Origin of the sequence: Sphaerisporangium sp. NPDC051017 (assembly GCF_040683095.1) — a bacterium.
Lineage (GTDB): Bacteria > Actinomycetota > Actinomycetes > Streptosporangiales > Streptosporangiaceae > Sphaerisporangium.
On record NZ_JBFBCI010000015.1, the window covers coordinates 79,681 to 94,613 of the forward strand.

The 14,933-nt window shown below is 70.7% G+C and carries 15 protein-coding genes; 11 read left to right on the forward strand and 4 right to left on the reverse strand.

The genetic code is table 11. The features are described 5' to 3' along the window. The first annotated feature begins 1 nt into the window (after window position 1). The 5 genes from AB0M95_RS15455 to AB0M95_RS15475 all read left to right on the forward strand — a co-directional run bounded on the left by AB0M95_RS15455 (window position 2) and on the right by AB0M95_RS15475 (window position 4,602). Window positions 2-685, forward strand: a complete 684-nt coding sequence (locus AB0M95_RS15455) for a DUF5941 domain-containing protein (RefSeq protein ID WP_363764164.1) — start codon at window positions 2-4, stop codon at window positions 683-685. A gap of 228 nt (window positions 686-913) precedes the next feature. Continuing rightward, a complete protein-coding gene (locus AB0M95_RS15460; protein ID WP_358524708.1) occupies window positions 914-1,648 on the forward strand; it encodes a phosphocholine cytidylyltransferase family protein in 735 nt (244 codons plus the stop codon). 64 nt (window positions 1,649-1,712) lie between these two features. Next, a complete protein-coding gene (locus AB0M95_RS15465) occupies window positions 1,713-2,753 on the forward strand; it encodes an iron-containing alcohol dehydrogenase family protein (protein WP_363764277.1) in 1,041 nt (346 codons plus the stop codon). After that, entirely contained in the window at window positions 2,731-3,498 is a 768-nt protein-coding gene (locus tag AB0M95_RS15470) for a CDP-alcohol phosphatidyltransferase family protein (RefSeq protein ID WP_358524706.1), read from the forward strand. The genes AB0M95_RS15465 and AB0M95_RS15470 overlap by 23 nt, the downstream gene beginning before the upstream one ends. Before the next feature lie 204 nt (window positions 3,499-3,702). Continuing rightward, window positions 3,703-4,602 (forward strand): glycosyltransferase, encoded by a 900-nt coding sequence (locus AB0M95_RS15475; RefSeq protein ID WP_358524703.1) that lies wholly within the window; start codon window positions 3,703-3,705, stop codon window positions 4,600-4,602. A 195-nt stretch (window positions 4,603-4,797) separates the two neighbouring features. Here the strand turns inward: AB0M95_RS15475 and AB0M95_RS15480 are convergent, their stop codons facing one another. The 3 genes from AB0M95_RS15480 to AB0M95_RS15490 are packed head-to-tail and all read right to left on the reverse strand — an operon-like array spanning window position 4,798 to window position 6,121. Continuing rightward, the gene (locus tag AB0M95_RS15480) at window positions 4,798-5,070 is read right to left on the reverse strand and encodes a type II toxin-antitoxin system RelE/ParE family toxin (RefSeq protein ID WP_363764169.1); all 273 of its coding nucleotides are present in this window, start codon (window positions 5,068-5,070) and stop codon (window positions 4,798-4,800) included. Continuing rightward, window positions 5,067-5,354 carry a type II toxin-antitoxin system Phd/YefM family antitoxin gene (locus tag AB0M95_RS15485; RefSeq protein ID WP_363764172.1) on the reverse strand — a complete coding sequence of 96 codons (288 nt, stop codon included), beginning with the start codon at window positions 5,352-5,354 and terminating at the stop codon, window positions 5,067-5,069. Before AB0M95_RS15485 ends, AB0M95_RS15480 begins: the two co-directional genes overlap by 4 nt. Next, entirely contained in the window at window positions 5,315-6,121 is an 807-nt protein-coding gene (locus AB0M95_RS15490) for an ATP-binding protein (RefSeq protein ID WP_363764175.1), read from the reverse strand. Before AB0M95_RS15490 ends, AB0M95_RS15485 begins: the two co-directional genes overlap by 40 nt. A 231-nt stretch (window positions 6,122-6,352) precedes the next feature. On the opposite strand from AB0M95_RS15490, the gene AB0M95_RS15495 reads away from it, so the two are divergent. After that, window positions 6,353-7,207: a helix-turn-helix transcriptional regulator gene (locus AB0M95_RS15495; protein ID WP_363764178.1), complete on the forward strand. Its 855-nt coding sequence runs from the start codon at window positions 6,353-6,355 to the stop codon at window positions 7,205-7,207. 11 nt (window positions 7,208-7,218) lie between these two features. Further along, the gene (locus tag AB0M95_RS15500; protein ID WP_363764181.1) at window positions 7,219-7,416 is read left to right on the forward strand and encodes a DUF397 domain-containing protein; all 198 of its coding nucleotides are present in this window, start codon (window positions 7,219-7,221) and stop codon (window positions 7,414-7,416) included. Window positions 7,417-7,729: 313 nt separating this feature from the next. On the opposite strand, the gene AB0M95_RS15505 is transcribed toward AB0M95_RS15500, so the two are convergent. Further along, on the reverse strand, window positions 7,730-8,332 hold the full coding sequence (locus AB0M95_RS15505) for a TetR/AcrR family transcriptional regulator (protein ID WP_363764184.1): 603 nt from the start codon (window positions 8,330-8,332) through the stop codon (window positions 7,730-7,732). 92 nt (window positions 8,333-8,424) lie between these two features. Here AB0M95_RS15505 and AB0M95_RS15510 point away from each other — a divergent pair, with 92 nt between their 5' ends. The 4 genes from AB0M95_RS15510 (at window position 8,425) to AB0M95_RS15525 (ending at window position 14,894) form a co-directional block, all read left to right on the forward strand. Further along, a complete protein-coding gene (locus AB0M95_RS15510) occupies window positions 8,425-9,207 on the forward strand; it encodes an MBL fold metallo-hydrolase (protein ID WP_363764187.1) in 783 nt (260 codons plus the stop codon). A 567-nt stretch (window positions 9,208-9,774) separates the two neighbouring features. Beyond that, entirely contained in the window at window positions 9,775-10,542 is a 768-nt protein-coding gene (locus AB0M95_RS15515) for a Crp/Fnr family transcriptional regulator (RefSeq protein WP_363764190.1), read from the forward strand. Window positions 10,543-10,576: 34 nt separating this feature from the next. Beyond that, window positions 10,577-11,365 (forward strand): hypothetical protein, encoded by a 789-nt coding sequence (locus tag AB0M95_RS15520; protein ID WP_363764193.1) that lies wholly within the window; start codon window positions 10,577-10,579, stop codon window positions 11,363-11,365. Window position 11,366: 1 nt separating this feature from the next. Next, window positions 11,367-14,894: a CHAT domain-containing protein gene (locus tag AB0M95_RS15525; RefSeq protein ID WP_363764195.1), complete on the forward strand. Its 3,528-nt coding sequence runs from the start codon at window positions 11,367-11,369 to the stop codon at window positions 14,892-14,894. Window positions 14,895-14,933: the final 39 nt, after the last annotated feature.

Below are 14,933 nucleotides of genomic sequence, written 5' to 3' on the forward strand. Positions count from 1 at the left end.
CATGACCACCACACCTGCCCGCAGAGACCCCCGTGAGCGGCGCCGCGAGGCCGCGCCCGAGGTGACCACGGTGCACATGACCCGGGTGCCGCGCAGTTCCGTGGTGACCTACCGCGACGACGGTGTGCTGGCGCGCGGCATGGGCCTGCTCGTCGCCGGGCAGCTCCCGCCCCTGCCGCCCGCGATCGCGGGGGCGTTCGTCACCGGCGTGATGCTGCTGCTCGGCGTCGCGGGCGCGGACGGCCCCGCCGTGTTCGCGCCGGCCGTGGCGTTGATGCTCGCGGGCCCGGGCAGTTCCCACCCGCACGACGGCCGTCTGGACTGGCTGGTCCCGCCCATCCTGCGGATCACCGAGTACGTCTTCATCGCCAGCGTGGGCTTCGCGTGGGACGTCCCACGGTTCCTGGTGCTGGCCCTGCTCGGCGCGGTGCTGTTCCACCACTACGACGTCGTCTACCGCTGCCGTCAGCACGTCTACCCGCCCACCTGGCTCGCGTCGGCGGGTCTGGGCTGGGAGGGGCGTATGCTGATCATCGCCATGGGCGCCCTGCTGGGCATCGTGACGGCCGTCTTCGTGCTGGCCGCGTTGTATCTCTCGGCGTTGTTCTGCTGGGAGAGCGTCACGTGCTGGCTGGCCGCGCCCAGATCCGGTGTCGAGGCGGCCGACCTCGGCGCGCAGGACTGACGGCGGATCCCTCCCGAGGCCGGCCCCGGACATGACCGGGGCTTGACCCTTCAGCGAGACGTGGGCGGCTCGGATGTCCCGTCTGTCCCCAGTGACACTCCTGTCACGGCCTACATTGCCAAGATGAGGTCTTGTAATCGAATAGGTGAACTCCCGATTACACGATCACCACCTCCAGGCAACTAACCTTTGGCCTTACAGATTCACAGTCAGACTGAGGAGTGCACGTTGCTGGGAATGGTGCTGGCCGCCGGGGCCGGACGTCGGCTGCGGCCGTACACCGACACGCTGCCCAAGGCGCTCGTGCCGGTCGACGGCGAGACCACGATCCTGGACATCGCGCTGCGAAACCTCGCGGCCGTGGACCTGCGGGACGTCGTGGTCATCGTCGGGTACGCGGCGCGGGCCGTCCACGACCGCCAGGCGGAGCTGGAGCGGCGGCACGGCGTGAAGCTCACCCTCGTGCACAACGACAAGGCCGAAGAGTGGAACAACGCCTACTCCCTGTGGTGCGCCCGTGACCACTTCGCGTCGGGCGCCCTTCTCGTCAACGGCGACACCGTCCACCCCGTCTCGGTCGAGCGCACGCTTCTCGACGCGCCGGTGACCGGCGACATCCTCCTCGCGGTGGACGATGTGAAGACCCTCGCCGACGAGGAGATGAAGGTCACACTCGACGAGGCCGGCCACCTGCGCCGCATCACCAAGCTGATGGACCCGTCCGAGGCCTACGGTGAGTACATCGGCGCGACGCTGATCCGCCCCGGGGCCGCCGAGCGTCTCGCCGACGCCCTGAAGGCCACGTTCGAGCGCGACCCGCAGCTCTACTACGAGGACGGCTACGGCGAGATGGTGTCCCGCGGCGAGAAGATCGCCGTCGCGCCCATCGGCAAGGTCGACTGGGTCGAGGTCGACAACCACGACGACCTCGCCAAGGCCAGGGAGATCGCGTGCACGTACTAGCCGCCCCGGCCGCCCCCGCCGGCGCGACGACGGCCTTGGAGACCGCATGCCCCTTCTAGCTCGAATGCTCACGGCCCCGCTGACCGTCGAGGTCCGCCGGGGCGCGGTGGCCCATCTCGGCGCGCTGCTCGCCGACAGCCGGGTGGCCACCTCCGGCCGCGTCGCGGTCGCGGTCGGCTCCGGCCAGGGCGACCACATCTCCGGCATGATCGCCCCGACCCTCGGCGAGGCGGAGGTCTTCCGCGTCCCCGACGGCTCGGTCGACGCGGCCGTCTCCCTCGGCGCCGACCTGCGCAAGGGCGCGTACGAGGCCGTGGTCGGCATCGGCGGCGGCAAGACGATCGACGTCACCAAGTACGCCGCGTCGCTCGCCGGCATCCCGATGGTCGCCGTGGCGACGAACCTCTCGCACGACGGCATCTGCTCGCCGGTGTCCTCGCTGGAGCACGAGGGCGGCAAGGGGTCGTTCGGCGTCCCGATGCCGCTGGCGCTGCTCGTCGACCTCGACTTCGTGCACGACGCGCCCCCGCGGCTCGTCCGCGCGGGCGTCGGGGACGTGATCAGCAATCTGTCCGCCATCGACGACTGGCAGCTCGGCAACGTCGAGCGCGGCGAGCCGATCGACGGTCTGGCCGTCTCGATGGCCCGCACCGCCGCCGAGGCCGTGCTGGGGCGCCAGGACTCGATCGAGTCGGACGCGTTCCTGACGGTGCTCGCCGAGTCGCTGATCCTTTCGGGCATGTCGATGGTCGTCGCGGGGTCCTCGCGTCCGAGCAGCGGCGGCGACCACGAGATCCTGCACGCCATCGACCAGCTCTACCCGGGGACGTCGAACCACGGCGAGCTCGCCGGCATCGGCGCGGCGTTCTGCCACTTCCTGCGCGAGGAGCACCGGCCGCTGTCGCTGGTGGTCGAGTGCCTGCGCGCCCACGATCTGCCGGTGACCCCGGGCGACATCGGCCTGACGAACGAGCAGTTCTGCGCCGCCGTCATGCTCGCGCCCTCGACCCGTCCCGGGCGGTACACGATCCTTGAGCACCTGCGCCTGTCCGAGGCCGAGGTGCGTGACCGGGTGGAGCGATATGTCCGGGCCGTCGGTAATTGAGCTTCGCGCGGTCGCCCAGCCGCAGACCACCATGGGCCGCAACTCCGGCGAGCACTGGGCCGGCGCGCTGTACATGCGCAAGCTGTCGATCTACGTGACGTGGGCGCTGGCGCGCACCGCGATCACCCCGAACCAGGTCACCGGCCTGATGATCGTCGCCGGCGTCCTGGCGGGCGTGGTGCTGGCCCTGCCGGGGCTGTGGGCGGCCGTCGCGGCGGCCGTCCTCATCCAGGTCTACCTGCTGCTCGACTGCTCCGACGGCGAGCTGGCCCGCTGGACCCACCGCACGTCGATCACGGGCGTCTACCTCGACCGCGTCGGCCACTACTTCGCCGAGGCGGCGCTGCTGATCGGCCTGGGGTTCCGGGCGTCGGCCACGCTGCCCGACTGGTACACCGTGCTCGGCGTCGCCGCCGCGCTCGGGGCCATCCTCATCAAGTCCGAGACCGATCTCGTGGACGTCGCCCGCGCCCGTTCGGGGCTTACGGCCACCACGGAGGCCGCGGCCGAGCAGTTCCAGTCGCGGCGGCTCGGGGCGGCGCGGAAGGTCGCGGCGGCGCTGCGCTTCCACCGGGTGATCCAGGCCGTCGAGCTGTCGCTGATCGCCGTCGTCGCGGCGGTCTGGGACGCCGTGGCGGGCGGTCTGACCGCGACGCAGGTGCTGACCGTCGCGTGCGTGCTGTTCGCGGGGCTGCAAACCGTCCTTCACCTGGTGAGCATCCTGGCCTCCCGGCGGCTTGCGTGACATGAGAGAGCCTCGGAACCGACGGCGCCCTGTCGGCGTCCCACAACTATCGGATCGAAGTTTGTCAAGTGTCACCGCCCCTTCGTCATTCAAAGTTTGGTGGGGGTTTCCTGACAGTTCCGATACGCTTAATTCGCAGTATGCAGACACAGCCGGGATTGCCCCCTTACACAGACTCGGTGATCATGAACACATGCGTTCTCCATGCGTCGGGACGATGACGCGTTGAAGATCTCCTGTGTCATCCTCACCATGGGTAACCGTGTCGCCGAGCTTGATCGCGCGGTCGAGTCCGCGCTGACGCAGACCGACGGCGACGTCGAGGTCGTCGTCGTGGGCAACGGCGCCGACGTCCCCGCCCTCGCGTCCATGTCGCGCGGCGGATCGGGGTCCCTGCGCACCGTGCGCATCCCGGACAACGTCGGCATCCCCGAGGGGCGCAACCACGGCGTCCGCGAGTGCGGCGGCGACGTCGTCATGTTCCTCGACGACGACGGCTGGTACGCCGACGACAAGGTGGCGGCCCACGTCCGCCAGCGGTTCGCCGACGAGCCCGACCTCGCGGTGCTGTCCTTCCGCGTCATGGACCCGGACGGCGGCGTGGGCCAGCGCCGCCACGTCCCCCGGCTGCGGGCGGGCGACCCGCAGCGCTCCTCACCGGTGACCACCTTCCTCGGCGGCGCCTCCGCCATCAGGCGCTCGGCGTACCTACAGGTCGGCGGCCTTCCCGGGCACTTCTTCTACGCGCACGAGGAGACCGACCTGGCCTGGCGGCTGCTCGGCGAGGGCTACCGCATCGAGTACGACGCCGACTGCGTGATGTACCACCCGCAGGTCCCGCCGACGCGCCACGCCGACTTCTACCGGCTCAACGCGCGCAACCGGGTCTGGCTGGCCCGCCGCAACCTGCCCTGGCCGCTCGCGGCGCTGTACCTCCTGGACTGGATCATGCTCACGCTCCTGCGCGAGCGCTCGGGCCTGGCGATCCGGTCGTGGTTCCGCGGCTTCGTGGAGGGCATCCGCGAACCGGCCGGCGAGCGCCGCCCCATGGCGTGGCGCACAGCCTGGCGCATGCTCCGCCTCGGCCGCCCCCCGATCGTCTGACACACCCAGACGGTCCGCATGTTGCCTCACCCCGGTGGGTGAGCCTGGCCTGTCGTCCTGGGCTCACCCACATCTCCCTCTTCCACACCGGGGAGTCGTCCGCCGACGCACGTCTGCGAGGTCGTTCCAAACGTCCGCGGCCGTTGCCACGTCCTACGGCGCCGCCGGGTGACCGGAATGTCCGATCTGTCAACGTTACGGACGGTAAGCGTCGCGACGGTGTTTTATTGTTTGGATGGTCACGCTGTGCTTGTCCTCGTCGATGCGGTAGACGACGCGATAAGTCCCACGTCGAGCCACATGGAGCCCCTCATACGGTTCATGGAGAGGCTTTCCCACGCGCCATGGCTCTCGGGCGATCGCGCCGGTGATCAATTCCCAGGCTGCTGCCGCCACCACCTCGGGAAGACCGGTGGCCAGGGCTCGACGGGCAGGTGGATCGAGGAGAATGGTGTACCGGTCACTCATGCACTCGCCTTGCCGAAGCGTGCTGCCATGATCGCGGCCATTTCCTCTTCAGAGGTCACATCGCCTCGCTCTTCGGCGGCTGCGGCCTCGACCAGATCGGCGCGCATCTCCGGGTCGGAGAGGATCTCCAGTGTCTCCTGCAGGGATTCCCACTCGGCCACGGACAAGATCACGGCATGAGGGCGGCCGTTCCTGGTGAGCGTGAAGTGATCGTGCTCGCGTGCGGCGCGGTCGGCCAACTCGGTCAACCGGTCCTTCGCCTCACTGATCGGAATGAGCTCCATAGAACGATGCTACGTCTAGCTTGGGTCTCGGCCAAAGTTCCGGCCAAAAGGTTCGATCGCGGACTGGGCGCTACGAGGGCCTGATCGGGAAGCTCTCGTTTCCGTCGTCGTGGGGGCCGTTCTCCATCGTGCCCATACGGTCTTGCCCCGGCCAGTGCTGCGAAGATGGGGAGGCCACGGCCGTGGACGGCGTGCGGGCCCAGGTCGAGGTGTCGTGGTGCCTCGGGGCCGTGGTCGGTCACGCGGACGCACAGGTCGTCGGCGGTGGCCCAGAGGGAGAGCCGGATCGGCGGCGCGCCGTGGGAGACGGCGTTGCTCAGCAATTCGCCGATCACCAGTACCACGTCATCGGCGAGGTCGCTCAGCCCCCACCCGGTGAGGACCTCGTTCGCCATGTGCCGAGCCTTGCCGACCGCCGCGAGGTCGTGCGGGATGTCCCAGGTGACGGTACGAAGACCGTCCGGCGTTCTCGTCATCGATGCTCCATGGGGAGTGGGCGTGGTGAGGACATGGGTTTGAGAGGTGGGTGCTGGTACGTGCGGGACGTGCTCGGCATACGGCGGGGACTCGGACTCCACCTCCCGCATGAGCACACGTACCTCGTCGATGGAACGACCCTCGACGATCAAAGGCGTGGAGGTGCCCCAGGTCGCGATGGCGAAGAAGCGGCGGCTTCCCACCCCGTACCAGACCGTCCATGCCGGCTCGACTTCGTTCAACTGCTGGGCTAAGGCGCGCTCGGTGGTGTCCCAGCTTCCTCGTGGCATGTCCTCAGTGATGACGCCTTGCCTGTGCCGACCGTTCGGTCCACGCCTGCCCACCTAGCCGCCCCTGTGTTGGAGAAGTTGAGGTCGATCTCCAGATAGCGACAACACCGTCACTTGGAGTGATGCATACTCGTCACATGGTGGCGCTTGGACATGAGATTTTCAACCCCAAAATAAAGTGTCCAAAATGAGCTAGCGTCGGCCATTTGGGCTGGTAGGGAGGCTTATATCGTGACAGGTAGTCCTACGATCAAGCGGCGTCGTCTCAGCGCGGAACTCATCCGCTTGCGGGAGGAAGCGGGACTGACAGTCGATGAGGTCGGCAAACGTCTGGAGTGGTCGCGCGGCCGCCTCACCCACATGGAGACGAACAAATGGGTGAGACCGGATACAACCAACATCCGCGCTCTTCTCGATCTATACGGGGTCACGGATCGGGATGTGCGGGAAGCGATCCTAGACCTTGCTCGGCAGAGTCGCGAAAAGGGCTGGTGGGCGCAGTATCGCGACGTATTCAGCGGCTCACTGCCCGGTTTCGAGGCTGAGGCCTCCCAGATCCGCACCTATGAGGCCCTGACCGTCCCTGGCCTGCTTCAGACGCCCGGATACGCGGAGGCCATTTTCCGGGGCGGCCAAGTGTTGGTCGATGACGAGACGGCGATTGGGCGGAAGGTCCAGGCGAGGCTGGCCCGGCAGCGGCTCCTTGTCCGGCACAACCCTCCACAGTTGTGGGCCGTACTGGATGAGGCTGCTCTGAGGAAGGTGGTCGGCGGAGAGGAGATCATGCGGGAACAACTCCTCCACCTGGTCGAGACCGCGAAGCGGTCCAGTGTGACGATTCAGGTGCTGCCGGACTCGATAGGTGCCCATGCCGCTATGCACGGCTCCTTCGTGATCCTGGACTTTCCCGGTGATCTTGATCCGTCCGTCGTCTATCTGGAGACCGCGACCGACAACTTGTTCCTGGAACGACCATCGGAACTTCAGGCATATACCCTGATTTACAACCGCGTGGTTGCGGCAGCGTTGACCGTCGAAGATTCTGTCGCGTACGTGGCCTCGTTGGCAGATCAACTGCGACCGTAAAGGCGGATGCCGTGGACGAGACGAAGCTGTTTGTGTGGCGCAAGAGTACTTTCAGCGCTGCTGGTGACAACTGTGTTGAGGTGGCATACCTCGATGCCGGCGGGTGGGTCTTACGGGACAGTAAGTATTCGAGCGGCCCCCTGATGAGGGTTTCGTCTGGCGCGTGGCGGGCGTTCGTGGCGGGGGTCAAGGCGGGTGAGGTGGGCTGAGTGGTGGCTCGGGGCGCGGCCTTGATTCCAGCTCGGCGTACAACCGCGTGCTTGCGGCAGCGTTGACCGTCGAAGATTGGAACTGGTCGGCGCGGCGTATGCCCGGATGTAGGCATACCAGGAACACCTCGCACGCTGGGTCGCCCAGTGCAAGCGCGAACGGAACTGGCCCCGGCAGGTGCCCTGCCCCTGCTGATCACGGCCCGCCCCGTGCGCGGCACCAGGTCAGGCGGTCGTATCTAAGGTGGCGAAGTCGGTGGGAGCCTGCTCGATCGCCTCTCGCTTGGCGTGCTCGGCCAGTGCCGGCGTGCGGTCAGGACTGGTCAAAGGCCCGTTCGATCGCGCGGCGGGCCCGGTCCGCGGCCGCCTGGTCGTGCTGGAGCTGCATGGCCGCGTTCAGTGCCAGCCCGGCGGCGACGATCTCGAACAGCGCCTGGTCGACGTCGAACCCGGCGGGTAGCTCGCCGTTCTCCACCGCCGCGGTCAGGTCCGCCCGCAGCTGTTCCCGCCAGCGCGACCACACCTCGGCCACCGCGTCACGGACCCGGCCGGGGCGGCCGTCGTACTCGGTGAGCGCCGCGGTCATCAGGCAGCCGCCGGGCAGCAGTGGCGCTTCCAGGTAGCCCACGGAGTTGGCGCACACCGCGCGCAGCCGCCGCAGACCCGGCGGCTCGGCCAGTGCGGGCTCGACCACCCGGTGCCAGAAGTCCACGAACGCCTTGTCCAGCGTGGAGATCTGCAGCGTCTCCTTGGTGCCGAAGTGCTTGTGCACCCCGGACTTGCTCATCTCCAGCTCCTCGGCGAGCCGGCCGATGGTGATGCCGTCCAGCCCTTCTTCGGAGGCGATCTCGGCGGCACGGCCGAGGATCCGGCCCCTGGTGGCCTGCGCTTCGGCCGCTGAGCGTCGTGGTGACATGCGACGAGGATAGCGTACGTGTGTTCGCTATTGATTTGGCGAACGACCGTACGCTAAATTCGGCGGCAACCACCGGGACGAAGGAGTGCGAGATGCGGGTGCGACGACTGGGCTGGGCCGGACTGGAGGTCGAGGCAGGCGGCAAGCGACTGGTGATCGACTACGCGCGGGACCTCTCACCGCTGTTCACGGGGTGGAAGCCCGGCGAGGGGCTGGTGGTGCCGAGCGGGAAGGTCACCGCCGCACTGGTCACCCACCTGCACCGGGACCACACCGACGCGTCCGCGCTTGCGGACGCGCTGACGCCGGGGGCGCCGGTGCTGCGACCGGCGCCCGGTCACGGCGACGACGTGGACAACGTGACGACGCTGCTGGCCGAGCGCGAGCTGGCCCTGCACCGGCTGGCTGCCGAGGTCGTGGATGCCTGGTCCACCCGCGAAGTCGGGCCGTTCCGCGTCACCGCGGTCCCCTCCGTCGACGGGCTGGGCGACCCGCAGCTGAACTGGGTGGTGCAGGCCGACGGGCAACGGGTCTTCCACGGCGGCGACACGATGTTCCACGGCTACTGGTGGCTCATCGCGCGCCGGTTCAGCCCGTTCGACGCGGTGTTCCTGCCCGCCAACGGCGCGGTGGTCGACGCGCCGCACCTGCAGCCGCCGAGCCCGCTGCCCGCCGCGATGGACCCGATGCAGGCCGCCGCGGCCGCGGAGATCCTCGACGCCCGGTACGCAGTGCCGATGCACTACGAGGCGGAGCAGCCGGACAAGATCGCGGGCTACGTCGAGGTCTTGGACCCGGAGAATGAGTTCCGCACGCACGCCGGACGGCGCGCACACGTGCTGGCCGTCGGGGAATGGCTGGACCTGGCCACATGACCGGAAACTCCGCCGTGCCAACTGGTGCGGCGCCCCTGTCGGGCTGGGCTGCAAGACTCCATCGGGAGGACGGGTCGAGGAGCCGCACGGCGCCGGCAGGCCCGCTGTCGTAGACGACGACACCGCAGGTCCCGACATGCGGATGCCCCCGCAGCAGGGTGCGAGGGCATCCTCTGGCCTATCAGCCTGAGACCTCTGCATAAGCGCAGGTGAAAGGCATATCCGTTGGATCCTGCGCCATTAGTACCGGGACCCCGGTCCGTCGTCGCGGAGTCGGGGCATCGGGGGTTCGCTCGGGCTTCTTGGGAATGATCGGGCAATTTCGCACACTCTCCGCCATTGGCTGGCTACTGTTTCCGTAGCGCGGGAAAGGGCGCACCTAGCGTCCCGCGCGCGAACTGCATCGTTCCAAAACCGAGCACCCGGTCCCCCACCGGAGGTCGACATGAGCGACGGAACACGCCCCTGCAGGCGTGAATCGGTGTTGCCCAGCGCCCGTCTTCGACCGGCCGCCGGCGGCGTCCGGCTCGTGGCCGTGAATTCTTCATGTGACGCGCGGAGGGCCGCATGAAGGGCCGTGGCCCGGGACCTCGGCGATTAGGAAACTGGCCCGCCCGGAGTCTTCTCGGCAGCCTGGAGCCCGCGACGCGGGACCTCATGCTGAGGCTCGGCACCGCGACGCAGTTCGGCGCGGGTGAGACCCTGCTGCGCGAGGGGGACCCCGACTCCCGGCACGTCCTGCTGCTCATCGACGCGTGCGTCAAGGTCGTCAGCGACACCGCCGACGGTCACACCGTCCTGCTCGCCATCAGGACCGACGGCGACCTGGTCGGCGAGCTGGCCAGCCTGGACGGCCAGCCGCGCGTGGCGAGTGTCATCGCCGTCAAACCGTCCGTGGTGCGCCGTATCGGCCAGGGGGAGTTCCTCGACTTCCTCGACCACAATCCCGCGGTGTCACGGGCGGTGTATCGGGTCGTCACGGCGAAGCTGCGCAACTCCACCTGGCACCGCATCGAGTACGGCAGTACGCCCGCGCCGCTGCGCCTCGCCCGCGTGCTCGTCCAGCTCGCGGCCCAGCACGGGGAGCGGGTGCCGGAGGGCATCGAGATCCGGCTCGCCCTGACCCAGCCCGACCTCGCCGCGCTGGCCGGGGCCCGCGAGCCCACCGTGCACAAAGAGCTGCGCGCGTTGCGCCACAGGGGAGTGGTCGAGACCGGATACCGGCGGATCCTGATCAGCGACCCCGCCGCCCTGCACGCCATCGCGGGAATCTCCGAGATCCCGCCGGAATACGGGGTGTGGCCCGCGCCCCGGCCCCAAGGTGAGGGGGAGTGACCGGTCCGGCGCACGCCGGCGGCGAAGGGGCGATATGGATTCCGATCCGGTACGGCGACTGTGCGCGGCCGTCCGCGCGCGGTGGCCGTCGCGCGCGCGGGCCGCGGACCCGCACCGCCTGCTGCTCGACGTCGTACGGGAGGCCTGCGCGGCGGCCGGCCTGGACGGGGTGTTCGTGCAGGAGCAGTGCCACGGCGCCGGGGACCCGGCAGGGGTCGTGCTGGTGATGCCTCCCGGCGTTCACGAGGCCCGCGTCGTCGAGGACCTCACCCGGGAGCTGCGCCGTGCGGCGCGGCGCCCCGACGCCGGGCGTCTGCGGGTGGCCTTTCACCAGGGGATCACCCGGCTGGGCCGCGACGGCTTCGAGGGCCGGGCGGTGACGGCGGTCTGCGGCATGTGCGCGGTCGAGACGCTGGACGCGGAGCTGTCCGCCGACCCGCGGCGCGACCTCGCGCTGATCATCTCTGCGCCGCTGTTCGACGAGATCACCCACCCGGGGTTCCCGGTGCTGCGCCAGGACCGGTTCCGGCGGGTGGGCGTGGAGGTGGCGGGCGTGAAGTCTCCTATGCCCGCCTGGATCCGGCTTTTCGGCCCAGAGAGCCCAGATCAGCCGGAGAGTTCGCAGTACTCGGAGCACCCAGAGGGCTCGCAGCACCCCGGCGACCTGGAGCACTCGCAGCACCCGGGGCACTCGTGGCATCAGGACCCGAGGCACTTGTGGCACCAGGACCCGGAGCACTCGCATCAGGAGTACTGGGGGAGCTGTGGGGGCTCGGCAAACCCGGAATATCCGGTAAATCCGGAAAGCTCGGAGAAGGAGTGACATGAGCGGTCCGGACCGCGTCCTGCGGGGACAGACGCCGGAGGTCGAGCAGGCCGAGCCGAGAACCCGTCCCGATGGCACCCTCGACGGCTGGCACCTGGCGCCCCCACGGCCCAGGGACGCGTTCGTCGCGCGCGCCTTCACCGACGACACCCTGTCCCTCTCACCGGACGGCTCCTTCGCCGCCCGCCTGGGATCAGCGACGCTGCGCGGGAACTGGTGGACGGCGGGCGGCTCGCTGGAGTTCGCCGCCGAGAGCCCGCCCGGCGAGGGACGGCCCGCCTCGGTGGACGGCTACCTGACCCTGGACGCCGGCGGCGCGTGGACCCTGGACGTCCTCTACCTCGGCCCGGGCCGGTTCGGCAGCGTCATCGCGCGCGTGCGGCAGCGGCTCGTGCCGCTACACGAACAGGAGGCGGGCCCGGTCGTCCGCCGGATAGGAGACGTCCCGGTGCCGACCTCGTACGCCGTCACCCTGCGGGGCACCCACAACGGGATCCGCCTGCCCGAGCAGCCGGCGATGCTGTACCTGGAGAAACCGCCGCCCGGCTCGCCGCTCGCCGTCAACGTCACCCTGGCGACCGACACCGTCACCGTTCCCGGCGACATGATGATGATCGCCGCCGAGCCGGACAGCTCCCGCGTCACGGCGAGCGGCGGGATCGTCGAGGTCGTCATCGACCCGGGGCCGTCCGACCCGGTCGGGGCGTTCTGGGCGTACCGGGAGCCGCGGCTGCCGATCGCCGGGCTGGTCCAGGCGCGGCGGGGCGGCGCGCGGATCGACGTGGCCGGCGACCAGGTGACGGGCAGGCTGTGGCTGGGCGGCGTCGGCGCCGACGGGGTCGCCGGCCGGTACGAGGCGACGTTCTCCGGGCGGCGGGTGGAGGCGGACTGGGTGCCCGGCGAGGGCGGCGGCCCGCCCGGGCCGGATCCGTACCCTGACCCCGCGCCGCCGTCCCCCGCGCCGGGCGGTGCGGTGGAGCGGCTGCGCGCGAAGCTCGCGGACGCGTCGCTGCGCGGGCGGTGGCGGGCGGCGCTGGGCCCCGGCGGCCGCCTTACCGTGAGCACCCGCACCGAAACGGCCGCCACCGGGGAGGGGCCGGGGTACGCGGCGGGCGCGGGGCAGAGCTCGGGGTACGCGAGGGGAGTGGCGATCGCGGGGGAAAGCTCAAGGGACGTGGGGGAAAGCTCAGGGGACGCGGAAGTGCCCATCGCGGGGGAGGGCTCGGAGCGCGCGGGGGGAGTGGCCGGCGAGGACTTCTGGTCCGTGCCATACGGTCCCGTGAACCGGGTGACTCGGCCAGGGCCCGGCGACGCGCTCGGCCGTCGCGGGTTCCTGCGCCTCGCGCCCGGCCCGGACGTCGCGGCCGGTCTCGTCCCCGAGGGTGGGGACCTGCGCTTGGCCGTACTCGTCCGGGACGATCCGGACGAAGAAGCCGACGACGCGTTCACGGCCGAGGACCGGACGGCGCTGCGCCACCTCGGCATCGACCTCCAGACGAGCGGCCGCTACGGCCAGGCGGACCGGGTGCTGGAGCGGGCGGCCCGGCTGTACGCGGACCCGCCCGCGACCGGCGACATGGGGAAGGACGTGCTCGACCGCCTCGGGCTGGTCGAGGCGCGGATCCGCTGCGCGTTCGCCCGCTCGGACCACGCGCGGATGGAGGACCTGCTGGCCGTGCTCGCGGACCTGCGCCGCACCAGCGTGACCACCCTGAGCCCGTGGCGGAGCGTCGTCCGCTCGACGCGGGCCTCGGTCGCGGATCTGGCCGACCGGCTCCGGTACTTCAGGCAGGCCGCCGCCGACGCCCGCGAGCGGCTGCGCGGCGGGCCCGACCTGGTCACGGCCATCGAGGTCCACGCGGCGGCGTCGGACGCCGTGGCTGCGCTCGCCCCGCTGGAGGAGGTCATCGGCCGCCTGCGGCCCGCGCCCGAGAACCCCACGGCCCTCACCCTGGCGGCGTCCGAGCTGGACGGGGCGCTGGCCGCCGCCGCGGATGGGCTGCGTGCCGCCGTGCCCGCGCCCTGGGCGTCCTCCGACCACACCGGCCGCGTCTACACCGAGGTGCTCGGCGAGGACGAGGTTCCCGCGCCGAGGGAGCTCTTCGCGATCCTCGCCCGGGACGGGGCCGGCGAGCTCGACCTGCTGCGCGACCGGCTGGCCCGGTCGGACGCGGCGGGCGGGGCCGCGCGGCTGCGCGACGGCACCCAGGAGGGCGTGCGCCTGGCGAGCCGGTACGTGGAGATGGCCCGGGCGCTGCTGGACGACGACTGGGACAGGATCCAGTCGACCCGGCGCGCGATGCCGTTCTACGAGCGCATCGCCACCCTGCTGCTGGACCTGGACGCCCCCGAGGATGCCCTGGTCGCCTCGGAGATGTCCCGCGCCCGCGCGTTCGCCGACCTCCGGGAGGCCCGGTCGGACCGCCCGGCGCCTCCCGGTTTGGAAGCGGCGGGCGTCGTCGACCGCACGCGGCTCGCGGAGATCCTGGCCGCGCATGACGCGACCGTCGTGGAGTACTTCCTCGCCGGAGACCTGCTGGTGATCTGGGTGGTCCCCCCGGGCGGGCCGATGAGGGTGATCCGCCGCCCGCTGGACCGCCGCCGGCTGGCCGAGGCGGTCGGCACGTTCAGGCGGCTCGCGGAGCTCGGCCGGCTCACCGACCCGCTCCGCAGGGACATGGCCGACGCGCTGCGCCTGCTGCACGCCGAGCTGTGGCAGGTCATCCCCGCCGACCTGCTGCCCGCCGACCCCGACACCCCCGTCACGGTCGTGCCGCACGCCGAGCTGTTCCAGGTGCCGTTCTGCGCGCTGCTCGACGCGGAGGGCACCCATCTGGTCCACCGGCACGCGATCCGGGTGCTTCCCGCGCTGGCGATCCTGCCGGACCTGGCCGCCCGCCGGGCGCGCGCGGCCGAGGCGCCGCCGTCGCTGGTCGCCCTGATCGACCCGGCGCCGCTCACCGACGGCTCGGAGCCGCTGGAGGTGCTCGAACGGCGGTTCGGCGACATCGCCGGGTACTACGCCGAGGGCCGCCGCCGCGTCCACCGAGGGCCGGACGCCGGGTTCGTGACGCTGCGGGAGGCGGGCGCCGAGGGCACGGTGCTGTTCTTCGGCACCCACGCCAAGGTGGTCGAGAACGACCCGATGATGTCCTACGTCGCGCTCGCCGGGTCGGACGCCGACGACGGGCTTCTGCGCGCCCGCGACATCCCCGCCCTGGACCTCGCCGCCGACCTGGTGATCCTCGCGGCGTGCGAGACCGGGGCAGGCGACGTCACGCCGGACGGCGTCATCGGGCTCAGCCGCGCCTTCCTGGCCGCCGGGCCGAGCGGCCTGCTGATGACCCTGTACCGGGTCGGCGAGGTCACCACCCTGGACGTCATGGCGGAGTTCCACGGCTGCTGGCTGGAGGACGGCCTGCGGCCGGTGAGCGCGCTGAGACGGGCGCAGGCCGAGGCGGCGGCGGAGCTGTCGACCTCCCGGGAGCCGCACGTGTGGGCGGCCTGCACCTATTACGGGCTTTGAGCCGTGCTTGCGGTTGAGCGAGAGAAGTCGTGGACGAAC

Bases quoted from the DNA above. Each gene is read 5' to 3' on its own strand.
- AB0M95_RS15455 (WP_363764164.1), top strand. From the start codon at position 2: ATGACCACCACACCTGCCCGCAGAGACCCCCGTGAGCGGCGCCGCGAG.
- AB0M95_RS15465 (WP_363764277.1), top strand. From the start codon at position 1,713: ATGCTCACGGCCCCGCTGACCGTCGAGGTCCGCCGGGGCGCGGTGGCC.
- AB0M95_RS15470 (WP_358524706.1), top strand. From the start codon at position 2,731: ATGTCCGGGCCGTCGGTAATTGAGCTTCGCGCGGTCGCCCAGCCGCAG.
- AB0M95_RS15475 (WP_358524703.1), top strand. From the start codon at position 3,703: ATGCGTCGGGACGATGACGCGTTGAAGATCTCCTGTGTCATCCTCACC.
- AB0M95_RS15480 (WP_363764169.1), bottom strand. From the start codon at position 5,070: ATGAGTGACCGGTACACCATTCTCCTCGATCCACCTGCCCGTCGAGCC.
- AB0M95_RS15485 (WP_363764172.1), bottom strand. From the start codon at position 5,354: ATGGAGCTCATTCCGATCAGTGAGGCGAAGGACCGGTTGACCGAGTTG.
- AB0M95_RS15490 (WP_363764175.1), bottom strand. From the start codon at position 6,121: ATGCCACGAGGAAGCTGGGACACCACCGAGCGCGCCTTAGCCCAGCAG.
- AB0M95_RS15505 (WP_363764184.1), bottom strand. From the start codon at position 8,332: ATGTCACCACGACGCTCAGCGGCCGAAGCGCAGGCCACCAGGGGCCGG.
- AB0M95_RS15510 (WP_363764187.1), top strand. From the start codon at position 8,425: ATGCGGGTGCGACGACTGGGCTGGGCCGGACTGGAGGTCGAGGCAGGC.
- AB0M95_RS15515 (WP_363764190.1), top strand. From the start codon at position 9,775: ATGAAGGGCCGTGGCCCGGGACCTCGGCGATTAGGAAACTGGCCCGCC.
- AB0M95_RS15520 (WP_363764193.1), top strand. From the start codon at position 10,577: ATGGATTCCGATCCGGTACGGCGACTGTGCGCGGCCGTCCGCGCGCGG.
- AB0M95_RS15525 (WP_363764195.1), top strand. From the start codon at position 11,367: ATGAGCGGTCCGGACCGCGTCCTGCGGGGACAGACGCCGGAGGTCGAG.